This window comes from Nonomuraea zeae (genome assembly GCF_005889725.1).
GTDB lineage: Bacteria > Actinomycetota > Actinomycetes > Streptosporangiales > Streptosporangiaceae > Nonomuraea > Nonomuraea zeae.
The window spans coordinates 23,344-46,780 of the sequence record NZ_VCKX01000070.1; the positions used below are offsets into that span (position 1 = coordinate 23,344).

At 72.9% G+C, this 23,437-nt stretch carries 18 protein-coding genes and 1 pseudogene; 10 read left to right on the plus strand and 9 right to left on the minus strand.

What is annotated here, in order from left to right; translation table 11 throughout:
* Positions 1-82 precede the first annotated feature (82 nt).
* Entirely contained in the window at positions 83-2,098 is a 2,016-nt protein-coding gene (locus tag ETD85_RS22970) for a glycosyl hydrolase family 28-related protein (protein WP_138691825.1), read from the plus strand.
* A gap of 109 nt (positions 2,099-2,207) precedes the next feature.
* On the opposite strand, the gene ETD85_RS22975 is transcribed toward ETD85_RS22970, so the two are convergent.
* Positions 2,208-3,074, minus strand: coding sequence for a fumarylacetoacetate hydrolase family protein (locus ETD85_RS22975; RefSeq protein ID WP_138691826.1), 867 nt, complete (start codon positions 3,072-3,074; stop codon positions 2,208-2,210).
* 240 nt (positions 3,075-3,314) lie between these two features.
* Here ETD85_RS22975 and ETD85_RS22980 point away from each other — a divergent pair, with 240 nt between their 5' ends.
* A complete protein-coding gene (locus tag ETD85_RS22980) occupies positions 3,315-4,241 on the plus strand; it encodes a hypothetical protein (protein WP_138691827.1) in 927 nt (308 codons plus the stop codon).
* Here the strand turns inward: ETD85_RS22980 and ETD85_RS22985 are convergent.
* Both ETD85_RS22985 and ETD85_RS22990 read right to left on the minus strand, forming a co-directional pair.
* The gene (locus tag ETD85_RS22985; RefSeq protein ID WP_138691828.1) at positions 4,238-5,749 is read right to left on the minus strand and encodes a multicopper oxidase family protein; all 1,512 of its coding nucleotides are present in this window, start codon (positions 5,747-5,749) and stop codon (positions 4,238-4,240) included. The two genes, ETD85_RS22980 and ETD85_RS22985, sit on opposite strands and share 4 nt — an antisense overlap.
* Positions 5,746-6,144 (minus strand): hypothetical protein, encoded by a 399-nt coding sequence (locus ETD85_RS22990; RefSeq protein WP_138691829.1) that lies wholly within the window; start codon positions 6,142-6,144, stop codon positions 5,746-5,748. Before ETD85_RS22990 ends, ETD85_RS22985 begins: the two co-directional genes overlap by 4 nt.
* Positions 6,145-6,298: 154 nt before the next feature.
* Between ETD85_RS22990 and ETD85_RS22995 the strand changes: the two genes are divergently transcribed.
* The 3 genes from ETD85_RS22995 to ETD85_RS23005 all read left to right on the plus strand — a co-directional run bounded on the left by ETD85_RS22995 (position 6,299) and on the right by ETD85_RS23005 (position 9,129).
* Entirely contained in the window at positions 6,299-7,420 is a 1,122-nt protein-coding gene (locus ETD85_RS22995) for a sensor histidine kinase (RefSeq protein ID WP_138691830.1), read from the plus strand.
* 62 nt (positions 7,421-7,482) lie between these two features.
* Positions 7,483-8,148 carry a response regulator gene (locus tag ETD85_RS23000; protein WP_138691846.1) on the plus strand — a complete coding sequence of 222 codons (666 nt, stop codon included), beginning with the start codon at positions 7,483-7,485 and terminating at the stop codon, positions 8,146-8,148.
* A gap of 408 nt (positions 8,149-8,556) precedes the next feature.
* A complete protein-coding gene (locus tag ETD85_RS23005) occupies positions 8,557-9,129 on the plus strand; it encodes an RICIN domain-containing protein (RefSeq protein WP_138691831.1) in 573 nt (190 codons plus the stop codon).
* A gap of 34 nt (positions 9,130-9,163) precedes the next feature.
* Here ETD85_RS23005 and ETD85_RS23010 read toward each other — a convergent pair whose 3' ends face one another.
* Positions 9,164-10,348 carry a L,D-transpeptidase gene (locus ETD85_RS23010; protein WP_138691832.1) on the minus strand — a complete coding sequence of 395 codons (1,185 nt, stop codon included), beginning with the start codon at positions 10,346-10,348 and terminating at the stop codon, positions 9,164-9,166.
* Positions 10,349-10,520: 172 nt separating this feature from the next.
* On the opposite strand from ETD85_RS23010, the gene ETD85_RS23015 reads away from it, so the two are divergent.
* Positions 10,521-13,784 (plus strand): glucodextranase DOMON-like domain-containing protein, encoded by a 3,264-nt coding sequence (locus ETD85_RS23015; RefSeq protein WP_138691833.1) that lies wholly within the window; start codon positions 10,521-10,523, stop codon positions 13,782-13,784.
* 6 nt (positions 13,785-13,790) lie between these two features.
* On the opposite strand, the gene qcrB is transcribed toward ETD85_RS23015, so the two are convergent.
* From qcrB to ETD85_RS23040, 5 genes are all read right to left on the minus strand, one after another.
* Positions 13,791-15,311: a cytochrome bc1 complex cytochrome b subunit gene (gene qcrB / locus ETD85_RS23020; RefSeq protein WP_138691834.1), complete on the minus strand. Its 1,521-nt coding sequence runs from the start codon at positions 15,309-15,311 to the stop codon at positions 13,791-13,793.
* Between the two features lie 129 nt (positions 15,312-15,440).
* Positions 15,441-16,091: a hypothetical protein gene (locus tag ETD85_RS23025; RefSeq protein WP_138691835.1), complete on the minus strand. Its 651-nt coding sequence runs from the start codon at positions 16,089-16,091 to the stop codon at positions 15,441-15,443.
* A 148-nt stretch (positions 16,092-16,239) separates the two neighbouring features.
* Positions 16,240-17,550, minus strand: a complete 1,311-nt coding sequence (locus ETD85_RS23030; RefSeq protein ID WP_138691836.1) for an MFS transporter — start codon at positions 17,548-17,550, stop codon at positions 16,240-16,242.
* An 18-nt stretch (positions 17,551-17,568) separates the two neighbouring features.
* Complete coding sequence (locus ETD85_RS23035; RefSeq protein WP_240779320.1) at positions 17,569-19,110, minus strand: acetate--CoA ligase; 1,542 nt, start codon at positions 19,108-19,110, stop codon at positions 17,569-17,571.
* Entirely contained in the window at positions 19,107-19,868 is a 762-nt protein-coding gene (locus ETD85_RS23040) for an enoyl-CoA hydratase/isomerase family protein (RefSeq protein WP_240779321.1), read from the minus strand. Before ETD85_RS23040 ends, ETD85_RS23035 begins: the two co-directional genes overlap by 4 nt.
* A gap of 111 nt (positions 19,869-19,979) precedes the next feature.
* On the opposite strand from ETD85_RS23040, the gene ETD85_RS23045 reads away from it, so the two are divergent.
* From ETD85_RS23045 to ETD85_RS23060, 4 genes and pseudogenes are all read left to right on the plus strand, one after another.
* Positions 19,980-20,873 (plus strand): LysR substrate-binding domain-containing protein, encoded by an 894-nt coding sequence (locus ETD85_RS23045; protein ID WP_138691838.1) that lies wholly within the window; start codon positions 19,980-19,982, stop codon positions 20,871-20,873.
* Between the two features lie 30 nt (positions 20,874-20,903).
* Positions 20,904-21,173 (plus strand): DUF3303 domain-containing protein, encoded by a 270-nt coding sequence (locus ETD85_RS23050; RefSeq protein WP_240779322.1) that lies wholly within the window; start codon positions 20,904-20,906, stop codon positions 21,171-21,173.
* A gap of 374 nt (positions 21,174-21,547) precedes the next feature.
* Positions 21,548-22,232, plus strand: a pseudogene (locus ETD85_RS23055) (polysaccharide deacetylase family protein).
* A gap of 91 nt (positions 22,233-22,323) precedes the next feature.
* Positions 22,324-22,926, plus strand: coding sequence for a hypothetical protein (locus tag ETD85_RS23060; protein WP_138691840.1), 603 nt, complete (start codon positions 22,324-22,326; stop codon positions 22,924-22,926).
* Positions 22,927-23,437 lie beyond the last annotated feature (511 nt).

Consider the following 23,437-nt stretch of genomic DNA (forward strand, 5'->3'; position numbering starts at 1 on the left):
ACGAAAGTCCTTCACAGGACCTTGTGGAACGGTGTGCGGGCGACCTAGTGTCGCCTCACCCCCCGAGAGAAACGAGCACCGGATGCCACCCACCCCTGCGCGAGCCCTGGCGGCTCTGACAGCGGCCGCATTAGCTCTCAGCGTCGCGCTCACCGGCACGGCCGCGGCGGCCCGCGCCGGCGCGGGGCCCGTCGTGACGCGGGCGGCACTGGATCCCGCGCTCGTCGCGGGCCGCGGAGCCGCCGTGGACTTCGCCGAGCAGGAGGCGGAGAACGCCGCCACGAACGGCACGCTCATCGGCCCCGACCGCGCCGCGTACACGCTGCCCGCCGAGGCGTCGGGCCGCCGGGCGGTCCGGCTGACGCCGGGACAGCACGTGGAGTTCACGCTGCCGGGCGCGGCCAACGCGATCACCGTGCGCTACAGCATCCCCGACGCGCCGGGCGGCGGCGGGATCACCGCGCCGCTCGACGTCACGGTCAACGGCGGGAGCCGGAGCACCATGACCCTGACGTCGCAGTACTCCTGGCTGTACAACCAGTACCCCTTCTCCAACGACCCGGGCGCGGACCTGCTGCACCCCGACTGGTGGATCACCGAGTGCTCGTGCGTGCCCAGCGCCACGACGCCCGCGCCGGTGATCGCCAAGCCGTTCCGGCCGAGCCACTTCTACGACGAGCAGCGCCTGCTGCTCGGCCGGAAGTACCGCGCGGGCGACAAGGTGCGGCTGACGGTCCCGGCCCGCGGCGGCGCCGCGTGGACCGTCATCGACCTGCTCGACTCGCAGCTCGTCGGCCCGCCGCGGGTCGAGGTCGTGGCGGCCAACGTGCTGGCGTTCGGCGCGGACCCGTTCGGGCGGCGCGACTCGGCCGGGGCGTTCGACAAGGCGATCGCCTTCGCCCAGCGCAAGCGGCTCAAGGTGTACGTGCCGCCGGGGACGTACCAGGTCAACCGGCACATCATCGTGGACGACGTGACGATCACCGGCGCGGGGAGCTGGTACACGATCATCAAGGGCCACGAGGTCGCGCTCGGCACCCCGGCGCCCGACGGCTCCGTGCACACCGGCGTCGGCTTCTACGGCAAGGACGCGGCGGACGGCGGCAGCAGGAACGTGCACCTGTCCGGGTTCGCGATCGAGGGCGACGTACGCGAGCGGATCGACACCGACCAGGTGAACGGCGTCGGCGGCGCGATGAGCGACTCGACCATCGACGGCCTGCACGTCCGCCACACCAAGGTGGGCATGTGGTTCGACGGCCCGATGACGAACCTGAAGATCACGAACAATGTCATCGTCGACCAGATCGCCGACGCGATCAACTTCCACACCGGCGTCACCGGCTCGGTCGCCGCGAACAACTTCATCCGCAACACCGGTGACGACGCCCTCGCCATGTGGTCGGAGAAGACGGCCAACGCCGGCAACACCTTCGACCACAACACCGTGCAGTCGCCCGTGCTGGCCAACGGCATCGCCGTCTACGGCGGCACCGACAACACGATCTCGAACAACCTCGTCGCCGACCCCGTCAGGGAGGGCAGCGCCATCCAGGTCGGCTCCCGCTTCGGCGCGGAGGCGTTCGCCGGGCGGCTGCGGATCGAGGGCAACACCACGGCGAGGTCCGGCACGTACGAGCTGAACTGGAACATCGGGCTCGGCGCGATCTGGTTCTACGCGCTGGAGAAGAGCATCGACGCCGACATCCGGGTGACCGGCAACCACTTCCTGGACAACACCTACAACGCGATCATGCTGGTGAGCGAGTGGTCGGTGAAGGACCTCTACTCGATCACGAACGTGCACTTCAAGGACATCAGGGTGGACGGCACCGGCACCTCGGTGGTCAGCGCCCGGGTGAAGGGGTCGGCGACGTTCGAGAACGTGGACGCGCGCAACGTCGGCGCGGTCGGCGTGAACAACTGCGGGTCGTTCGGGTTCCCGGCCACCGGGTCGGAGTTCGCGCTGACGGACCTCGGCGGCAACGACGGGGGCGGCACCACCGGGCCCTGGCTCGCGCCGTGGGAGCTGCCCAACACCATCACCTGCGACGACCGCCCGCCGGTCGTCGCGCCCCCGGCGCCCTCCCCCTGGTGAGCGCGTGACCCGGCCGGCCGCCCGAGGGTCCCGGGCGGCCGGCCCCGCTCCCGCCGGCCGGGCGCGGGGAAGTCGCGCGCCACCGGGTTCCGGTCGCCGGTGCGCCAGGTCAGCGCATGGCGTCCAGGCCCTTGACGACATCGGTCGTCAGCGTGCCGATCTCCCCGATGCCGATCGTGACCGTGTCGCCGTCCCGCAAGGTGAACGGCAGGTCGGGCACCAGGCAGGTGCCGGTGGCCAGCACCGCGCCGTCGGGGAAGGAGTCGGCGCGGTAGAGGTAGCCGGCCAGGTCGTCCAGCCGCCGGTTGAGCTGCGAGGTGGACGCCTTGCCGTCCCACACCGTCTCCCCGGCCCTGGCGATGGTCAGGGTGATGTCCAGGGCGTAGGGGTCGGCGACCTCCCACGCGGGCCTGATCGCCGGGCCCACCGCGCACGCGCCCAGGTAGATCTTGGCCTGCGGCAGGTACAGCGGGTTGACCCCCTCGATGGTGCGCGAGCTCACGTCGTCCACGACCGTGTAGCCGACGATCTCCCCCGCGGAGTTCAGCACCAGGCCGAGCTCCGGCTCCGGCACGTCGATCTCCGAATCCGCGCGCACGGAGATGCGCCCGCCGTCACCCGAGACCTTCCAGGCCACCGACTTGAAGAACAGCTCGGGCCGTTCGGCGTCGTAGACCAGCTCGTACACGTCGGCGGCCCGCTCGCTCTCCAGCACCCGCGCCTCGCGCGAGCGCCGGTAGGTCACGCCGGCCGCCCACACCTCCATCCGCCCGTCCACCGGCGCGAGCCGCCGCACCGCGGAGGACGGGTGCCCAGGCCCGTCCGCCGCCGCGCACCGCTCGCGCAACTCGCCGGACGACAGCCGCAGCAGCTCGCCCACCGTCGTGATCCCGGACAGCTCCACCACCTGCTCGCCGTCGTCGATCCCGACCGCGTCGGCACCGGTCAGGGGGCTCGTGAACCGTACGATCTGCATGCCTGCTCCTAGCTCCATCAGACGAGGGGCGTATGTCATCCGATGAAAGTCTCTCCTATTAGGCGGGTCGAGGGGTCCGCCGGGGGGATCTCCCGGACTTCGAGATTGTCGCGGCGGCACACCTCCGATGATCTGACGGCGATCTCGGGAGAGGCGCGTTAATCCGGTGGCAGAGCGAGCGGGTGGCTTGGTGTAATCGGATCCGTACGCTGAGCGACGACGACATCGCGGCGGTGACCAGTGACACAGGACGGCGCGCTCCTCTTCCCTCCCCGGCCGGACGGCGCCACGACGTGGGACGACTACGTCACGAGCATGCGCACGCTCCGGGTCTGGGCGGGAGCGCGGGACGACGCCGAGCTGGCGGCGGCGGTGCCCGCCCTCACCGCCCAGGCGATCCGCGGCGTGCTGGGCGAGCACCGCCGGGCCGTGCCCGACCGCCGCACCGCCGAGCTGATCGTGCGGGCCTGCCTGCTGCTGCGCGAGTGCTCCGAGCCGGAGATCGCGAAGGAGCAGGCCCTGTGGCGGGCGGCGTGGGACCGGGTGCTCGGCGCGCAGACGCGGCCCCCGAGGCCGCAGGGCCGGGCGGCGGCGATCGCGGCCGGCGTGCTCCTGCCCGCGGTGACCGGCGTGGTCATCAACCTCGCCTCCAGCAACACGCGCAACCCGCTCGCCTGGGGCGCGCTCGGGCTGCTGCTCGTCATCCACTCGTCCGTGCTGATGGTGGGCACGTCGCGGTGGAGCCGGCTGGCGCTGCCCGCGGGCGTCGCGTCCGTGGTGGCCGTGGCCGTGACCGCCGGCCTGCTGTTCCTGCCCCCTCCCCGGGAGGAGCCCCAGTTCGCCTGCCGGAAGGCCGACCCCGCCCTGTACATCAGGTCGCCGGTCAGGGACCCGGGGCTCGGCACGACGTGGACCGAGGGCTACGCGTGCCAGAACACCCGCGCGCCCGTCTACGCCGAGCCGGGCGCGGGCGGCCTCCAGACCGGGGTGCTGCGCCAGGCGCTCAACATCTTCCTCTGCGTCGTGGAGCGCGACGGGCAGCACTGGTACCGCACGGCCGCCGACGAGAAGCGGGCCGACAGCGGCTGGGGCTACGTCTCGGAGCAGTACATCCTGGCCGCGCACCCCGTGGACGGCCTGGTGACCTGCCCCGGCCGGAGCGGCTAGATCACGTCGAAGTCGGCCATCATCGCCATGTCCTCGTGCTCGAGGTTGTGGCAGTGCATCATGTACCGCCCCCGGTAGCCGTCGAAGCGCGCCAGCACGTCCACGACCTCGTACGGCCGCACGTCCACGGTGTCCTTCCAGCCCGCGTCGGTGGCGGCCGGGGGTCGGCCGTTGCGCGCGAGCACCTGGAAGTGGGCCAGGTGGAGGTGCACGGGGTGATGGAAGTCGCTGGTCAGCCGCCAGACCTCGGAGGTGCCCAGCCGCGGGCGGGCCAGCGGCACCCCGGGCCGGTAGGGCTGCCCGTTGATCGTCCAGGCGCTCTCCGACCTGCGGAAGTCGAACGTGCGGGTGGCCACCGCCGGCGCGCGCCCCGGCGGCCTGGACAGGGCACGCGGGACCGCGCTGTCCTCCCTGGCCCTGCGGGCGACCACGAACCGCATGACGTTCGAGGCCGAGCCGCCGGCCAGCGTGTTGACCATGGTGACGGTGCTCCCGACCGGGTAGGCGGAGAAGTCCACCACCACGTCGAACCGCTCCCCCGGCGCCATCGTGATCGTGTCGTGCGTGACGGGCGCGGCCAGCAGCCCGCCGTCGCTGCCGATCTGGACGAACCGGCCGCCGGGGTCGAGCCGGAGCCGGAATCTGCGGGCGTTGGAGGCGTTCAGCAGCCGCAGCCGGTGGCGGGTGGCGCTGACCTCGGCCACCGGCCAGGGCGCGCCGTTGACCAGGATCACGTCACCCTCGACGCCCTCCATGAAGTCGGGGTCGTGGCGGCCCGGGTAGCGGAAGGAGCCGTCCTCCTCGAACGCCCGGTCGCAGATCATCAGCGGCAGCTCCCGCTCGCCGCCCGGCAGCGGCAGCGCGTCCTCCTCCTCGTCCCGTACGAGTGCGAACCCGGCCAGCCCGCGCCACACCTGCGGCGCGGTGAAGTCCATCCGGTGGTCGTGGTACCAGAGCGTGGCGGCCCGCTGCTCCAGCGGATAGCGGTAGTCCTTGGCGCCCTGGTGGATGACGGCCGCGTGACCGCCGTGACCGTGATCGTGCCCGTGCGGGTGGCCCGCCGGGACTACGAGGTCGGTCGGGTAGCCGTCGGAGTCCGGCGGGTTGACGCCGCCGTGCAGGTGGGTGGAGGTGGGCACGGTCAGCTCGTTGCGGACGCGGATCGTGGCGTCGCCGCCGCGCCGCAGGTCGAACGTGGGCCCGGGGAAGGTGCCCGCGTACCCCCACACCTCGGTGGTCAGGCCGGGGAGGATCTCGATCCTCGCCGCCCGCTGCGTCACCTCGTAGTGCCCGGCGGCCGTGGGGCGGGCGACCGCGGGAACCGGCAGCGGCACGGTGAACGGCCGGGGCAGCGGCGCCCTGCTGGTCAGGAGCTGGCCGGAGGTCTCGGCGAGCGCCGCGCACCCGGCCGTCGCCAGCGCCGCCCCGCCCAGCACGCCGAGGAACCCCCGCCGGGAGAGCGCGGGACGCGCCCGCCGGGACGCCCTTGAGCGGGTACGGGCGCTCATGCCGCCGCCGTCCGCGGCGAGCGCCAGGTCCAGACGGTGAAGACGGCCGAGAGGCCGAAGATCGCCATGCCGAGCGGGAAGTGCAGCGCGATGATCCTGGACTGTCCCAGCCCCACCTGCGCCGTCTCCGCCAGCACGAGCCCGAGGCCGGCCAGCGCGGGCCAGAGCGGCCCCCTGGCCGGCCGCCACAGCAGGATCGCGGCCACGAGCTGCAGGTAGAGCAGGCTGTGCGTGAACCCGGCGTTGTTCCTGTGCCAGGCCAGCAGGTCCACGTCGCCGGTGACGAAGAGCCCGGCCAGGGCGGCCTGCGCGAGCACCCCGGCCAGGTGCCCGGTCGCCGACACCCGCAGGAACCAGACGATCCAGCCGGGCGGCGTGGCGGTCGATGAGGTCATGCGAACGATGTTTCAGCACGTCACCCCGGTCCGGCGTCCCACCGTGGAGGGCTCCGCGGCCTACCACCGGAGTTGTACGCCGGCCCGCCAGGGGCGGCGAACGTACGCCAGGGGGATGACGCCCGGCCGGAGCGGGTCCCCTACCTTGTGAGACATGCACAGCCGCAGAACGGACGCACTGATCGCGGTGATCGCCCTGGTGGCGATCACCGCGGGCACCTACGCGAACCTGTCGTGGACCGGGCCCCAGGAGCGTCCGCTCGACCCGGCGGGGCTGACGCTGATCACGATCTCGTCCCTGTCGCTCGCCTTCCGCCGCACCGCGCCGCTGAGCGCGGGCATCGTCGCGGCGGCCTGCGGGATCGCCTATTACGCGGGCGACTACCCGGGTGTGTTCGCCACCGCGCCCGCACTCGCCGCGATCTACACGCTGGCCGTGCTCGGCCGCCGCAAGGCCGCGATCTGGCTGTCGGTCACGCTGGCCGTGTCGGTGTACGGAATCATGGCGCTGTCGGCCGGCGATCCGGTCGCCGGGAGCTGGATGGCGCTGCTGAGCGGCTGGCTGGTGGCCATGGTGGTGTTCGGCGAGGTGACCAGGAGAGGCCGGGCGTACCTGAGGGCCGTGGAGCAGCGGGCCGAGGAGGCCGAGCGCACCCGCGAGGAGGCGGCGCTGCGCCGGGCGGGCGAGGAGCGGCTGTGGATCGCGCAGGAGCTGCACGACTCGCTCACCCACAGCATCTCGGTGGTCAACGTCCAGGTCGCGGTGGCCATGGAGCTGTTCGACCGCGATCCCGAGCGGGCCAGGGAGGCGCTGGCCGCGATCAAGGAGTCGGGGCACGAGGCGATGAACGAGCTGCGGGCCACGCTCGGCGTGCTGCGCCAGAACGAGCAGGAGGGAGCCGGGCTCTCCAGGCTGCCGAGCCTCGTGTCCAGGGCCGAGGGGGCGGGGCTGCGGGTGGCGCACGAGGTCTCCGGCACGCCGTACGCGCTGCCGCCGGAGGTGGACCGGGCCGCGTACCGCATCGCGCAGGAGGCGCTCACCAACGTGCTGCGGCACGCGGGCGCCGCGGCGGTCACGGTGGCGGTCGAATACGATCCCGTGAAGGTCGTCCTGCGGGTGGAGAACGACGGCGAGGCCGGGACGGCCGGGCCGGGGATGGGGTTGATCGGCATGCGCGAGCGCGCGGTCGCCATCGGCGGCTCGCTCACCGCGGGCCCGCACGAGAGCGGCGGCTTCGCGGTCCGCGCCGAGCTGCCCGTCCGGGTGCCGGCATGACCCCGGACGCCCCAGGCCAGGGTCCCGGGGTGACCCCGGATGCCGCCGGCCGGGAGGGCCGCGTGATCAGGGTCGTGCTGGCCGACGACCAGCCGCTGATCCGGGCCGGCTTCAAGGCGCTGCTGGAGCTCACCGACGACATCACCGTGGTCGGCGAGGCGGGCAACGGCGTGGAGGCCGTGGAGCTGGCCAGGCGGCTGCTGCCGGACGTGGCGCTGCTCGACGTGCGGATGCCACTGCTCGACGGCATCCAGGCCACCCGCAGGATCGGCGCGGCCCGCGAGCTGGACGGCGTCCGCGTGGTGATCCTCACCAACTACGCGCTCGACGAGTACGTCTTCGCCGCCCTCAGGGCCGGGGCCAGCGGGTTCCTGCTCAAGGACATCGAGCCGGGCGACCTGCTGCAGTCGGTGCGGGTGGCCGCCCGCGGCGACGCGCTGCTGTCACCGTCGGTGACGCGCCGCCTGATCGAGGAGTACGTCAGCACCCCGCCCCGCCCCGTCGCCGCGCCCGGCCTCGAACGGCTGACCGACCGCGAGCGGGAGATCGTGACCCTCGTCGCCAGGGGCATGTCCAACGAGGAGATCGCCGCCCACCTGGTGATCAGCGGCGCCACCGCCAAGACCCACGTGAGCAGGTCGATGACCAAGCTCGGCGTCCGCGACCGCGCGCAGCTCGTCGTCCTCGCCTACGAGTCCGGCCTGGTCGTCCCGGGGGCCGGCGGCTAGAAGGTCAGCAGGAAGTCGTAGACGTTCAGCAGCCACACCAGTGACCACAACGCGACCGCGGGAAGCCGGCTCAACCACCGGCCGGATCCGTCAGTAGGCACCCGTTACCACAACGCCTTCCTCGGACGGCGATGACGTCCTCCCAGTCTGCGTCGCCATCCCCCGCCCTGCGCACAATCTGGGCGCACAATCCGGGCGCACAATCCGTGCGCGCAACCGGGCGCACGAGCCCGCGCAATGACCGGGGTTGCCGGTGGAGCGCGCAGTTGTCCGCAGACCGCTCCCGCGCCCGGATGGTGCCATGGCGGAGCAGCCCGGGACCACTCCTTGCCGCCGCTGATCCCGGGCACGCGCCCATGCCGCGACCCGCGGCGCGGGGATCTCGTTCACAGAAGGAAGACCATGAGCATGAGTTCCAAGAGCACGCGCCGGCCGATGGCCATGGCGATCGCCGTGGGCGCGCTGGCCGCGGTGGCCAGCCTCGCGGCGGCGCCGGCCGAGGCCGCCGCCCCGGTCACGGGCCCGCCCGTGCAGATGATCCCGCAGAACGTGCCCCAGCTCCCGCCCGGCCAGGGCCAGCTCGTCCTGGCCGCCGTCGGCACCTCGCCGGGCGACAAGGTGCGGCTGGAGAAGGATCTGGGTCTGCGCTCGCAGCGGTGGCGCTTCCGCTTCAACGGCGGCAGCGTCGCGCAGATCGTCAACGACGACAGCGGCCTGTGCATGCGCGGCGGGCTCGACGGCAACGTCATCCGGCTGGCCGTCTGCCCTGACTTCAACGACCTCGACCCCAGCGTGCCGGAGCTGCGCACGTTCTGGAACGACCGCCAGCGCGTGCTGAACGGCGTGGTCGTGCACCGGCTGGAGAACGTGCAGAACACCCTGGAGCTGACCGTCAGGGACGGCGGCGCGGCCGTGGGCACCCTGCTGGAGAGCAAGCCACTGAACGGCCTGACCAACCAGCTCTTCCGCCTCAAGTCCTGACGCGGAGCGCGGCAGCCCCCGGCCCCGGGGCTGCTCAGCCGTTGACCGGCTTGCCCAGCGCGCTGCCCGCCAGCCACGACTCCCACGACTTGGCCCACGGCGTCGGCCCGTTGCCGAACTGCAGCTTCCTGGAGGTGCCGGAGACCTCGATGATGTCTCCGCGCTGGGTGAACTCGTAGAACCAGCGGGCGTTCTCCGGGCTGGCGTTCACGCAGCCGTGGCTGACGTTGCGGCTGCCCTGCGCGCCGGTCGACCAGGGGGCGGCGTGGAAGAAGGTGCCGCTGTAGGTCATCCGGACGTTCCACTTGGTGCGGATGCGATATTCGCCGGGCTCGCCGATGGTGGCGGAGTCCATCACCATGTCGGCCGCCTTCTCCTGGGCGATCATGACGCCGGCGTAGCTGTCGTCGCCCGGCCGGCCCAGGCTGACCGGGATGGTCTTGACGACCTCGCCGTTCTTCCGCACGACCGCCCGGTGCGTCTCGTTGCTCACCTTGGTGATGTGCTCCTCACCGACGGTGAAGCTCAGGCTGCGGTCCTTGGTGCCCCACAGCCCCTGCCCGGCCCGTACGCCCGCCAGACGGGCGTCGACCGTGACCTGCTCCCCGACCGGCCAGTACTCGCGCGGCCGGAACTGCACCTCGCGGTCGCTCACCCAGCTCCACGCGCCCTCGACCGGCTGCGACATCCGCACCACCAGCGACCGCTCGACCGCGGCCCGGTCCGCCTTGGCGGAGACCGGCTGCGACAGCAGGAGCTGGACCGGCATCCCGACGCCGACCTTCTCACCGTCCAGCGGCGACATGCCGCTCTCCAGCACGCGTTTCGGCTTCAGCGTGGTGAACGTGGCCTGGCCCGTGACCTGCTTGCCGTCCGTGCCGGTGGCCTGCGCGCTGACCGTGTACGCGGTCGAGAGCCGTAACGGCCGCTGGGGCCGCCACGTGCCGTCGGCGGCCAGGCTGCCGCGCACCTCGCGGCCCTTGGCGTCCGCGACCTTCAGCTCGGTGACCTTGCCGTCGGTGACCTTGACGCTCACGCCCGTGTCCGGGGTCACCTTCTTCGTGCCGTCCGCCGGGGTGATCGCCAGCTTGGCGACCGGCCCCTGTTCCTGCTGCCGCGCCGGTTCACCCGGGCCTGACGTGCCTCCCGAGCTGCATCCCGCGCCCAGGATGAGCGCCGCCGTGAGGGCGCCGGTGAATATGGTCCGGCCGTTCCGCATCCCTGATGCCTCCCGTGCCTGACAGATAGGCAAATTTCACAGTAGTCCGCGTGCCGTTGATCCGGTGGGACTTCTGCCCAGAACCGGCGCGGGCATGCACCGGCGCGGCGGGCTTGACAGCGGGCTGGGGCTGGTCTTCTCTCAAGCCAACGGGGTCGGAGGGGAGCATGGCATGCGTACGATTTCACGGTCCGCCCTTGCCTTGATCGTCTCCGCCGCGCTGGTCGCCGTGCCCATCGAGCCGGTGCTGGCCAGGTCCCCCGCGCCTGGCGAGCCCGGCGTGCCGTCCCACTTCGGGCTGGCGCGCAAAGACTGCGTGGGCACGGCTACCGGCAGGACCTCCAAGGTCTGGTACACCGTCGCCGGCGGCCTGCTGTCCGACGTCTACGAGCCCACGATCGACAACACGAACGTCGAGACCATGCAGTTCGTGGTGACCGACGGCAGCACGTTCACCGAGGTGCAGGCCCGCGACACCACGTACCAGGTGAGCACCGACCGCTCCGGGCTGACCTGCACCGTCACCTCGGCCAGCAGGAGCGGCCGCTACCGGCTGACCACCACCTACGTCACCGATCCCGACCGTGACGCCGTGGTGGTGCGTACCCGGCTCCAGCCCGCCGGGCTGCGGCTGTACGTGCGGCTGGACGCGAGCGTGAACGGCAACGGCGGCGGCGGGCAGCCGAACGGCGGGCCCGACGACGGCGTGGTCGACGCCGCCACCGGCGCGCCGGTGATCTCCGACGACAACACCGAGACCTCCGCCCCGGCCCGCGACTACGCCGTGCCCACCCACCTGGCGCTGCGCGCGGAGCGGCGGCTGCCGCAGGCGAGCGTCGGCTACGCGGGCACGCCCAGCGACGGCGCGGCGCAGCTGGACGCGGATCGCGCGCTGACCCCCTTCACCGAGGCCCCGGCCGGCAACGTGGTCGCCACCGCCCGGCTGCCGATCGACGCGCGGGGCGAGGTGACGTTCGCGCTCGGGTTCGGGCGGAGCAGGAGCGCCGCGCTGCGGACCGCGGGCGAGGCCGCCGGCCGGTCGTTCGAGGGCACCCGGGCCAGGTACGAAGCCGGCTGGGTGGCCTACGACGCCGGGCTGCGCAGGCCGCCGGGCCCGCTGGCCGACTTCTACCGGCTGTCGGCGAACGTGCTCAAGGCCAGCGAGGACAAGACCTTCCCGGGCGCGGTCGTCGCGTCGCTGGCCAGCCCGTGGGGCCAGGCGGTCGGCGCGGGCGAGCTGGTCGGCGGCAAGGCGCTCTACTTCGGCTCCTACCGCGAGGTGTTCGCCCGCGACCTGTACGAGGCGTTCACCGGGTTCCTCAGCGCGGGCGACGTGGCGACGGCCCGGGCCACGGCCCGCTTCCTGCTCGAACGCCAGCAGCTCCCCGACGGGCGGCTGCCGCGCAACTCCCTGCTGAACGGCAAGCTCGCTCCCGACTCGGGCGGCGACCAGCTCGACGAGACCGCGTATCCGCTGCTGATGGCCTACCAGTCCGGGCTGACCGGGGTGTGGGAGCGGGTGCGGTCGGCGGCCGACTTCCTGGTGGCGCACGGGCCGGCGTTCGGCGTCGAGCGGTGGGAGGAGCAGTCGGGCTACTCGCCGTCCACGATCGCGGCCGAGATCGCCGGGCTCGTCGCGGCCGGTGAGATCGCCGCCGGGCAGGGCGACCAGGGCCGGGCCCGGCTGTACCGGGCCACGGCCGACCATTTCGCCCGCTCGATCAAGTCGTGGACGGTCACGACCACGGGCCCGTACGCCTCCCGCTACTTCCTGCGCCTGTCCAAGAACGGCGATCCGAACGCCGCGGACGCGTACAACCTGGGCAACGGCGGCCCGACCGAGGACCAGCGGCGGGTGGTGGACGCCGGGTTCCTGGAGCTGACCCGGCTGGGCATCCTGCCTGCCGACGACCCCGACGTGCTGGCCAGCCTGCCCGTCGTGGACCGGGTGATCAGGCGAGAGACGGCCAGAGGACCCGGCTGGTACCGCTACGGGTCCGACACCGCGGGCACCGAGGACGGCTACGGCGACTGCTACGAGCCCGACCCGACCTCCTGCCGGCCGTCGGGCAAGCCGTGGCCCACCGGCAACACCGGCTCGGGACACATCTGGCCGGTGCTGGCGGGCGAGCGGGCCGAGCAGGCGTTGCAGACCGGCGCTCCCGGCACGGCGGCCTCGTTGCTCGCGGCCATGCGCGCCCAGTCGTCCGGCACCGGGCTGATCCCCGAGCAGGCATGGGAGAACCCCGACCTGGCCGCCTCGCCCTACGGGAGCGACCCGGCCACCGCCTCGATCGGCCTGCGCGACGGCGGGCCCGCCGGCTCGGCGTCCCCGCTGACCTGGGCCCAGGCCCAGGTGGTGCGGCTGGCGCTGTCACTCGGCTCGGCCCGGCCCGTCGAGCAGCCAGAGGTCGTCCGCCGGCGCTACGCCGATCGCGGCCTGCCGCAGGCGGCGGCGCTCACGGTGACCGCCCCCGCGGACGGGACCGCGGTCAGCGGCACGTCGGTCACCGTGGAGGGCACCGCCTCGCCGGGCGCGCGGGTGGACGTCTCGGCCGCGCCCATCGACACCGGCGCGCCCGCGCAGGCCGTCTCGGTGCGCGCGGGAGCGGACGGGCGTTTCACGGCCCAGGCCCCGGTGTCGTTCGGCGAGGTCGTGCTCACCGTGGCTGCCACCGATCCGGGCGGCCGCACCGCGTACGCCCGGCGCACGGTCGTCGGGGACATCGTCGGCGCGACGACCGTGCTCGACGTCGCCGACCCCGAGGGCGACGACGACGGGCCCGGCACCTACGCCTACCCGACGGCCGCCGACTTCCACGCCGGCGCGTTCGACCTGCGCAGGTTCCAGGTGATCACCGACGCGACCACCGTCTACCTGCGGGCCGAGATCCGCGATCTCACCCCCACGTTCGGCAACCAGATCGGCGCCCAGCTGCTCGACGTCTACGTGCAGGATCCGGCCGTGGCGACGCGTTCCGCCGAGGCGGCCTTCCCGCAGCGCAACTACCGCATTGCCGCGCAGGACGCCTGGTCGCAGCGGGTGGAGGTGCAGGGGTTCGCCGCCCCGGTGTGGGTGACGGCCGCCGGCGCGGCCCAGGCGGGGGCCGCCGTGCGCGCCTCCGGGACCACGCGCACGATCACGATCGCGCTGCCGAAGGCCGCGTTCGGGACGCCGGGGCCCGGGTGGCGGTTCGCGGTGGTGCTCGCCGGCCAGGACGGCTTCAGCGCCGACCAGGCCAGGGGCTTCGCGGCGACGCCGCAGCCGTACCAGTTCGGCGTGTGCGGCCCCGGCGGCGCCGAGCCCCTGTGCGCGGTCGATCCGGGCACCGTGCCGAAGGCGCTGGACGTGCTCGTGCCGGCCGGGCACAGCCAGGCCGAGGTGCTGAACCCGCTGCTCGGCCCGGTCACCGTACCGGCCGTGCCGGTCCCGTGAGAGCGCTCATCGGCTCCATGAGCGCTGCACGGCGTCGCGGACCCGGTGTCCGGCCGGCGGCGGGACGTCCCCGTTGGCGGTGGTCGGAAGCTCCCGGGCGGGCGCGGGAGCGAGCGGCACGAGCACCGCGGACTCCTCGTCCGTGACCGGCCGCTCCACCTCGGTGAAGCCGCCGCCGAGGCCGCGCACGATCACTCCGGTCTCCACGCCGTGCGCCACGGTGTGCCGGTCGCGCGCCAGCAGGCCCAGGGCGATCCGCCGGGCGACCACATAGCCCAGCACCGGTCCGACGATGATCGCCACCCGGAAGATCCAGGTCGTCGCGTTCAGCGAGATGTGGAAGGTCGAGGCGATCAGGTCGTTGCCGCCGGCCAGCCAGAGGACGCCGTAGTACACGATTCCCGCGAACCCGAGCCCGGCGCGGGCCGGCACGTCCCTCGGCCGGTCCAGGAGGTGGTGCACGGCGTTGTCACGGGTGATCCAGCGCTCCAGGAACGGGTAGACCGCCAGCGCGGTGAACAGCAGTCCCGGCGCGCCCAGCGCGGGGATCAGCACGCTCATGGTCACCGTGGACCCGAAGACGGTGAACTCCCACGGCGGCATGATCCGCAGCGCGCCTTCGAGGAAGCCCATGTACCAGTCGGGCTGGGAGCCGGCGCTGACCGTGCTGGGCAGGTACGGCCCGTACAGCCAGATCGGGTTGACCTGGAAGAGCGTGGCGAGCAGCGTGACCACCGCGGTCACCCACAGGAAGAACACCGTCGTCTTGGCCAGGAACGACGGGAAGAACGGCGCTCCGCGCACCACCCGGTCGCTCAGCCCCTTGGCCCTGAACTGGGTGTGGGTCTGCCGCCAGGTCAGCACCACCGCGTGCAGCGGGATGAGCAGGAGCAGCAGGCCGGGGATCAGCAGCACGTGGATGCTGTAGAGCCGGGAGATGATGTCCTCGCCGGGGAACTCGCCGCCGAACAGGAACGCCGCCACGTACGTGCCCACCAGCGGCACCGACAGCAGCACCCCGTGCAGGATGCGCAGCCCGGCGCCCGACAGCAGGTCGTCGGGCAGCGAGTAGCCGAACAGCCCGTTGAGCAGCACCAGCCCGAACAGGGCCACGCCGATCAGCCAGTTCAGGTCGCGCGGCCGGCGGAAGGCGCCGGTGAAGAAGTTGCGCAGCAGGTGGGCCACGATGGCCGACAGGAAGATCAGCGTCGCCCAGTGGTGCATCTGCCGCATCAGCAGGCCGCCGCGCACCTCGAAGCTGATGTCCAGCGCGGAGGAGTACGCCTGGCTCATCTCGACGCCGCGCAGGGGCGCGTAGGTGCCCTCGTAGATCACCGCCTCCATCGACGGCTTGAAGAAGAACGTGAGGAAGACCCCCGTGAGCAGGACCACCACGAACGCGTAGAGGGCGATCTCGCCCAGCAGGAAGGTCCAGTGATCGGGGAAGACCTTCCGCATCGCCTTCTTCATGAACGCGGCCCCGCCGACGCGATCGTCGAGCGCCCTGGCCAGTGAGCTGCCCTTCATCGCCACCCCGCTTCTTGCTCGGTTGTCTCCTTACAACCAAGACGTGGCAGGCGGGTCGAGTGTGACACTCATCGGGCAATGAATTTCAGCGAGCCGTCCGGAAGGCCCGGCGGCCCGCCGTCCGGGGCGTCAGGCGAAGCGCTCGATCGTGACGGGGATCAGGCCCTGCTCGCGGATCGCCTGCCGGTGGTGGTGCAGCAGCGCCCCGAGCGCGATGGCCGGTCCCGTGCCCAGGCGCACGGTCACGTCCACGCACCAGGCGATGCCCGCGCCGATGCGGCGCAGCTCCCACGTGAAGCCGTGGCCGCCGGCGCTCGCCTGCGCCGTGCCGACCACCCTCGGGTCACCGGTCGGCTCCAGCCGCAGGGCCGTGCTCGCCTTGGCCAGCCCTTCCGACCCGAGCTCGCCGGCGAACAGGATGCGGTAGCGGCGCGAGCTCCGCGTGGTGCCCAGGTCGAGCGGGGCGGCGGTGGGCAGGGCCTGGCGATGCCGGAACATCGTGTGCAGCTCGGCCTCCTCCGGCAGCGCGCCCCCGCCGAGCCGCGCGAGCTCCCGCGCCGCGGCCTCCCGGCTCACGGCGGTGGCCAGGGCCCGCAGCGCGGGATCGGAGCGCAGGGCGCGGCTGCGGCCGGGTGATCCCGACCAGCCGCCGGTCCGCGGACTCCACTCGACGCTGTCGATGCCCGCGGCCGTGTAGTCCTCGTAGAGGACGAACTCCTCGACCAGAATCCCCGCCGGTGTACGGTCTCCCGCCGCGGCGGAGATCAGGTAGTAGTCCATGCGGGCCATGATCCTGGGCGGCGGACGGCCGGTGCAAGCTCCGCCGCCGGTGCGGCGGCCATCCGCCCAGGTCAAGGTCGGGTCATGCGCGGCCTCGGGGCGGCCCCCGGGTCTGGGGGCGTCAGGCGCGCCCGGAGACCCGGAGACGTCAGGCGCGCTCGGGGACCGCTTCCACGCCGCGGTCGAGTGCCATGCCGCGCGTCTCCTTGAACGAGCGCAGCACCACGATCACCGACACCACCGCGATCGCCACCATGTAGAAGGCGGGCGCGATCGCGCTGCCCGAGGCCGACACCAGCCCCGTCGCCACGAACGGCGCCGTGCCGCCGAACAGCACGTACGCGGCCGTGTAGCCGATGGCCGAGCCGCTCGCCCGCACCTTGGCCGGGAACATCTCCACCAGCGCGGGCACGTTCGAGGTGCCGATCACGGCGACCAGCATGGCCAGCAGCGACGTGCCCACCATCGCCCCCGCCAGGCTCGACCCCATCAGCCAGAACGCCGGCAGCGGACAGATCACGAAGCCCGCGCAGGCGATGATCAGCATCGGCCGCCGCCCGTACCGGTCGCTGGCCGAGGCGGCGAACAGGCAGGCGACGCTGTAGGCGAGCATCGACACGACGTTCGTGAGCTGGGCCTGGCTCTTGGAGTAGCCGAGCTCCTCCGACATGTACGCGATCATGTAGCTGCTCATCAGGTAGTACCCGACGGCGTTGGTGATGCTGTAGCCGAACAGCGTGGCGATCTGGCGCCCGCAGCGGCGCACGGCCTCGCGCAGCGGCGCCTGCGCCACCGAGTCGTGCTGCTCCAGCTGCCGGAACACGGGCGTGTCCTCGACCTTGGAGCGGAGGTAGAGCCCGATCAGGCCGAGCGGGGCGGCCAGCAGGAACGGGATGCGCCAGCCCCAGCTCTGCAGCGCCTCCGTCGTGAGCGTCGAGGTGATCAGGAAGCCGACGCCCGAGCCGGCCACGCTGGCCAGGCCCACGGTCACGGGCACGGCGGCGGCGAAGCGGGCCCGGCGGCCATCCGGCGCGTACTCCACGATGAACGCCGACGCGCCCGTGTACTCGCCGCCGGTCGAGAAGCCCTGGGCGCAGCGCAGCAGGAACAGCAGGATCGGCGCGAGCATGCCCCACGAGGCGTAGGTGGGCAGGATGCCGATGAGGAACGTGGCCCCGCTCATGGTGAGGATCGTCAGCGCCAGCATCCGGTTGCGGCCGAGGCGGTCGCCGTACCTGCCGAAGAAGGCGGCGCCGAGCGGGCGGGCGATGAACCCGCCGGCGAAGATCGCCCAGGTGGCGAGCAGCGCGGCCGACTTGTCGTACTCGGGGAAGAACAGGCCGGCGATCGTCGCGGACATCACCGCGTACGCGGCCGAGTCGAACCATTCGACGAAGTTGCCGATGGCCGAGGCCAGGGTCACTTTGCGGCGGACGGCCGCCTGGTCGTGGGGGGTCATGCTCGCTCCCTCTGCTTGCTACTTGGCATCGCGCAGGCGGAGCTGCGCGCGCTGGATCTTCCCGGTCGCCGATCGCGGCAGTTCGTCCACGAACTCGATCTCGCGCGGGTACGCGAAGCGCGAATGCGTGGTCTTCGCGAACTCGCGGATCTCCCGCGCCAGCTCCTCTTCCGGCCGGTGGCCGGGCGCGAGGCGTACCCACGCCTTGACCGCCTGGCCGCGCACGGGGTCGGGCACCCCGGCCACGCCCACGTCGGCGACGGCGGGGTGGGCGCGCAGCGCCTCCTCGATCTCGTCGGGGCCGACGCGGTAGCCGGAGGTCTTGATCACGTCGTCGACGCGGCCGAGGAACCAGTAGTAACCGTCCTCGTCCACCCGCGCGTGGTCCTTGGTGTGGAACCACTCGCCGCCGAACACCTCGGCGGAGGCTTCCGGCCGACGCCAGTAGCCGAGCGGGAACTGCGGGTTGCTGCGCGCCCGCAGGCAGATCTCGCCGACCTCGCCCGCCGGCACGGGCTGCTCGGACTCGTCCAGGAGGGCCACGTCCCAGCCGGGCAGCGGGCGTCCCATGGAGCCCTCCTTGACCGGTACGCCGGGGAAGTTCCCGATCAGCGGGTACGACTCCGTCGAGCCGTAGTAGTCGAGCAGCGTGACCCCGAACTGGTCGCGGAACCAGCGGATCAGGTCGGCGGTGAGCGGCTCGTTGGCGCAGCACACCGTGCGCAGGCGCTGCGGGTAGCGCCGCCCCGCGTCCGGCACCTGCTCGCGCATCTTGCGCAGGAACGTGGGGTTCACCAGCCCGGTCGTCACCCCGTTGCGGGCCATGCTGGCCAGCAGCCCCGCCGGGTCGAACCCGGCGGCGGGCCGGTACACCAGGTGCGTGGCCCCCGCCCGCAGCGGCCCCATGAGCTTGGCCATCGACCAGGCCCACTCGCCCGCGCCGTAGAAGACGTCGCCGGGGCGCAGGCCGTGGCAGTGCTCGAACTCGTTGTGGCCGAGCAGCGTGCGGTGCGCGTGCACGATGCCCTTGGCGGGGCCGGTCGTGCCGGAGGTGTAGAAGATCAGCGCCGGGTCGTCGGCGGCCGTGTCGGCGTCCTCGAACTCCGGCGTCAGCAGGCCGATCGCCGGGTCGTCCACGTCGACCACGACGCCGGCGTACCCGCCGGCCCTGCGCACCGCGCCCGCCTCGGTGACCAGCACGGACGCGCCGGAGTCGGAGAGCCGGTAGGCGATCTGGTCGTCGGCCCAGAGCAGGGACATGGTCACGAGCACGGCCCCGGTACGCAGGACGCCGAGGTAGGTCGCGGGCGTGTCGGTCCGCTGCGGCAGCATGACCGCGACGCGGTCGCCTGGGCGTACGCCGAGGCCGTGCAGGCAGGCGGCCACCTGGCGGGACCTGTCCTGGATCGCGCCCCAGCGGATCTCCTCGCGCGCTCCCGTGTGGTCCTCGAAGATCAGCGCCAGGTTCTCGCGCGGGTGGCGGTCAGCCACGTCCACGGCCATGTTGTAGCGCTCGGGGACGTTCCAGTCCGCCGCGTCGTACCGGCTGCGCCCCGTCACTTGGCGCGCTCCTTCAGGAAGCGGGCCATCTCGCGCTGCGGCTCGCCGCTGGCGTACGCGGCGGCGTGCACCGTCTTCGCCGCGGCCACGGCGTCGGTCAGCGCCTCCCGCTCCAGCTCCCTGAGCCGGCCCTTCGTCAGCGCCACCGCGCCCGCGGGCAGCGCGGCCAGCTCCTTGGCCTGCGCGACCGCGGCGGCCAGCACCTCTTCCTGGGGCACGAGCCTGGTCAGCAGCCCCAGCCGCGCCGCCTCGTCCCCGTCCACCAGCCGGCCGGTGAGCGCGAACTCGGTGGTCCTGGCCCGGCCGAGAATGTGCCACATGGCCCAGATGCCGGTGATGCTCGGGATGCCCGACAGCACCTCGGGCTGGCCCATCCTGGCCCCCGCGTGCCCGATGCGCAGGTCGGCCAGCAGCGCGAACTGGAACCCCGACCCGGCCGCCACCCCGTTCACCGCGGCCACGGTGGGCTTGTCGAGGTCGAGCACCGCCCGGTAGAGCCGGTCGAACCCGTCGATCCAGGCGTCGGAGGCCGCGTGGTCGTCGGGGTCGATCGTGGCCGTCTCGCCGAGGTCCTGGCCCGCGCAGAACGCGCGCCCGGCCCCCGTGAGCACGACCGCGCCCACCTCGGGATCGGACCCGGCCTCGCGCAGCAGCTCCATGAGCCTTTCGCGCATCTCCGCGGTCCAGGCGTTGAGCTTCTCCGGCCGGTTCAGAGTGATCACCGCGACGGGTCCTTCGCGGTCCAGCAGCACAGTCACAAGCGTCCCTTCGCAGGTCAACGGGCTTGCCGGGATACAACCAGCTCTCCGGGGCCGCTGGCCAACATCAATGCGGACTCTTGGCGATATCAGAGCGATATGGTCGAACCGATGGAGCTACGTCACCTGCGCTATTTCGTCATGGTCGCCGAGGAGCTGCACTTCGGCCGGGCCGCCGAGCGGCTGCACATGGCGCAGCCGCCGCTGTCCCAGCGCATCCGCGATCTGGAGCGCGAGCTGGGCGTCCGGCTGTTCGACCGCAACCCGCACCGCGTCTCGCTCACCGAGGCCGGCGCCCTGCTGCTGGAGCACGCCCGCGGCGTGCTGGAGCGGGCGGACGCGGCCCGCGAGGCGATGCGCCGCATCCGTCCGGGCGAGTCGGGCGTGCTGCGGGCGGGCGTGCCGCCGGACACCACGCCGATGGCGCTCAGGACGCTGGTCGCGGGCTTCACCGCGCGCATCCCCGACGTGCTCCTGGAGCTGCACGAGCTGACCACCGCCAGCCAGCTCGCCAAGCTGCGCGCGGAGGAGCTGGACGCCGGGCTGGTCAGGCACCCGTGCGACACGGTCGGGCTGGAGTCCAGCGAGGTCGTGCACCGCAGGCTGGGCGTGGTGCTGCCCGCGGGTCACCGGGCGGCCCAGCAGGGGGAGGTACGCCTGCGCACGCTCGACGGCTCGGCTCTGGTGATCTTCCCCAGGGAGATGGCGCCCCAGCTCTACGACCACATGCTGGAGGCGTGCCGGGACAACGGGTTCCTGCCGAGCGCGATCAGGCACGCCCGCAATCCGCACTTCGTCCACGGCCTGGTCATGTCCGGCCTGGGCGCGCACCTGAACGAGGAGCCGTACGACGAGCTGCCCGCCGGGCTGGTCTGGCGGCCGATCGACGAGCCCCGCCTGACCTGGTCCACCTCGGCGGTGTGGCTGCCGGTGCAGGGCGGCGAGGTCGTCGCCGCGTTCGCCGCCGCCGCCCTGGCGGGGCTGCGCGAGGTCGGCCACACCTAGGTCTGCGAGGAGGTCCAGCGCGTGCTGTTCATGGTGATCGAACGATTCCGCGACGACGACATGATCCCCGTCTACGAGCGCCTGCGGGACAGCGGCCGCATGCTCCCCGAAGGGCTGACGTACCTGGGCAGCTGGGTCGAGCCCAACTTCAGCCGCTGTTTCCAGCTCATGGAGTGCGACGACCTGCGCCTGCTGCAGCAGTGGACGCTGGGGTGGCGTGGCTGCGGCGTGACCTTCGAGATCGTGCCGGTGGTCGGCGGCCAGGAGACCCGCGACGTGGTGGCGCCGTTCCTCGAGTGATCCGTTCATCCGGAAAGCGGTCTCCCGCGAACCAGGTGCGTACGCCGGTTGTCGAACTGGTTGGAACGGTCCTGGCGGCTGCCCGGGCCGGCACTCAGGGGAGACGCACCGGGGGCGGTGCGTGAGGGGGATCGATGAACATCGGTGCGCGATCGCGCCGGCCCGTTCGGGCTGCCGCGAGCCGGGGGACGGTGCGGATGGCGGCCACGGCCGTACTGGCCGCGGCGGTGTGCGGCCTGGGCCAGGCGGCCGCCGGCCCGGAGACGGCCCAGGCCGCGCCCCTGGCCGGCGGCACGGCGGCGGCCCAGGCCGTGGCCCTGGCCGACGGCACGGCGGCGGGCTTATCCGGCTCGGCACCCGCCCGGCCCTTATCCATGACCGGCTCCAGCACGTCAGCTTTCGCCGGCTCCGGCTCCGGCTCCGGCTCCGGCTCCGAGGCCGGCCGGAAGGTCGACTGCCGCCGGGTCAAGTGCGTGGCGCTCACGTTCGACGACGGGCCGGGCCGCTACACGCACGCGCTGCTGCGCCATCTCAGGGCCCATCGCGCCCATGCCACGTTCTTCGTCGTGGGGCAGAACGTCGCCGCCTACCCCGGCCTCGCGCGAGATCGTCGGGGCCGGGCACGAGATCGCCTCCCACACCTACTCGCACCCCGACCTGACGAAGCTGTCGCGGGCCGGGGTGCGGCGCCAATTCGCCCTTACTGACCGGGCGATCAAGGCCGCCACGGGGGTCGTGCCCAAGCTCGTCCGCCCGCCGTACGGAGCGCTCAGCCCCGCCGTGCGGGCGCAGACCACGCGGCCGATGGTGCTGTGGAGCGTGGACACCGAGGACTGGCGCTACCGCAACAGCGCGAAGGTGGCCCGCAAGGCCGTCAAGTCCGCGCATGCGGGGAGCATCATCCTCTTCCACGACATCCATCCCACGACGGTGCAGGCGATCCCGAAGGTGCTGAAGAGCCTGTCGGCGCGCGGTTACCGGTTCGTCACCGTCAGCCAGATGTTCGGCGGCCACCCGCCGCGGCTCGTCTTCAGCGGCAGCCGGCCCGCCGCGCGCTGAGGCCGTTCCAGCCCAGACCGCCACAAAACCTGCTTTGTCTGAACTCTTCGCGAGATGCACGCGTATCTGTCCGTGTGAGCGGTGATCGCGCGTGAACTACCGGCAGAAGGGATGCGGCGCCACCGGCAGCAGGGACACCGCGCAGGTCGGCCGGACTGACCTGCGCGGGCTGCGGGCGGCGGTGTTCGCCGTGGTCTGCGTGTACGCCGCTCTCGGGATGCACACGCTGGCCGGGGGCTCGGGCGCCCGCCTGGCGACCGTCGCCGCCGCGACCGTGCTGACCTGGGCGGGGGCGTTCGTCCTCGCCCGCAGGCGCCGGTCCATGGGGACGCTGCTGACCGCCTCCTTCGCCGCCCAGTACGGGATGCACCAGCTCTTCGGCTGGGAGGCCACCGCCTTCGCCGGCCACCACGAGAGCCGGCTCTCCACCGGGGTCGGCATGCTGCTGGCCCACGTGGTCGTCGCGACGCTGTCGGCCTGGTGGCTGGAGCGTGGCGAGAGCTCTCTGGTCACCATCCTGGTGCTGCTGGCCGCCTCGGTACGCGACCTGTGGGCCCGGCTGACCGGCCGCCCGTCACCGCCGCCCTGGACTCCCGAACGCCTCCGCCTCGTCACCGCGGTCCCGCCCGGAGTCCCCGCCGCACAGGTCCTGACCTGGGCCCTGTGCCGCCGAGGGCCGCCCGCTCGGGCCTGAGCGCACGAGCCCGCGACCGCGCTCGCGCGCCCACTGACGCCACCACGCCCACACACCGGCCCCCCGTGCCCACGCACGGGCCCCGCGCCCGCACCTCGGCCCCAAGGTGAGGCCGCGCCGAACCCCGCGTGACCGCGCGAACGGTGCGCACGTCTCACCCGACCGCCTGCTGCCTGTGCCTGTACCCAGCACAGGCACGGGCACCGGCACCGGCACCGGCACCGGCACGGCACGGCACTGGCAACGGCAACGGCAACGGCAACCGGCAACCGGCAACGGCGTATGCCGGGCACTGCGGCGCCACGCCCCGCACGGTCGCGGGCGCGGTCGCCGCGGGTGCCGTCCGCAGACGGGTGATCGCCCCTCCCCGGAGGACCGCGCTCTTGCGCGGGCTCAGGCGGAATCGGCGCGCGTACCGGCGAGCCGGCGTGTGGAAGCGGAGGCAACCCGGCGGGCACCCGCAGCTTGGCGCCCGCACGCCTGTCTCTTAAACACACCTTACGCCGCCCAC

Coding starts and splice junctions, on each gene's coding strand:
- ETD85_RS22970 (WP_138691825.1), top strand. CDS start 83: ATGCCACCCACCCCTGCGCGAGCCCTGGCGGCTCTGACAGCGGCCGCA.
- ETD85_RS22975 (WP_138691826.1), bottom strand. CDS start 3,074: ATGCAGATCGTACGGTTCACGAGCCCCCTGACCGGTGCCGACGCGGTC.
- ETD85_RS22985 (WP_138691828.1), bottom strand. CDS start 5,749: ATGAGCGCCCGTACCCGCTCAAGGGCGTCCCGGCGGGCGCGTCCCGCG.
- ETD85_RS22990 (WP_138691829.1), bottom strand. CDS start 6,144: ATGACCTCATCGACCGCCACGCCGCCCGGCTGGATCGTCTGGTTCCTG.
- ETD85_RS22995 (WP_138691830.1), top strand. CDS start 6,299: ATGCACAGCCGCAGAACGGACGCACTGATCGCGGTGATCGCCCTGGTG.
- ETD85_RS23005 (WP_138691831.1), top strand. CDS start 8,557: ATGAGTTCCAAGAGCACGCGCCGGCCGATGGCCATGGCGATCGCCGTG.
- ETD85_RS23010 (WP_138691832.1), bottom strand. CDS start 10,348: ATGCGGAACGGCCGGACCATATTCACCGGCGCCCTCACGGCGGCGCTC.
- ETD85_RS23015 (WP_138691833.1), top strand. CDS start 10,521: ATGCGTACGATTTCACGGTCCGCCCTTGCCTTGATCGTCTCCGCCGCG.
- qcrB (WP_138691834.1), bottom strand. CDS start 15,311: ATGAAGGGCAGCTCACTGGCCAGGGCGCTCGACGATCGCGTCGGCGGG.
- ETD85_RS23025 (WP_138691835.1), bottom strand. CDS start 16,091: ATGGACTACTACCTGATCTCCGCCGCGGCGGGAGACCGTACACCGGCG.
- ETD85_RS23030 (WP_138691836.1), bottom strand. CDS start 17,550: ATGACCCCCCACGACCAGGCGGCCGTCCGCCGCAAAGTGACCCTGGCC.
- ETD85_RS23045 (WP_138691838.1), top strand. CDS start 19,980: ATGGAGCTACGTCACCTGCGCTATTTCGTCATGGTCGCCGAGGAGCTG.
- ETD85_RS23050 (WP_240779322.1), top strand. CDS start 20,904: ATGGTGATCGAACGATTCCGCGACGACGACATGATCCCCGTCTACGAG.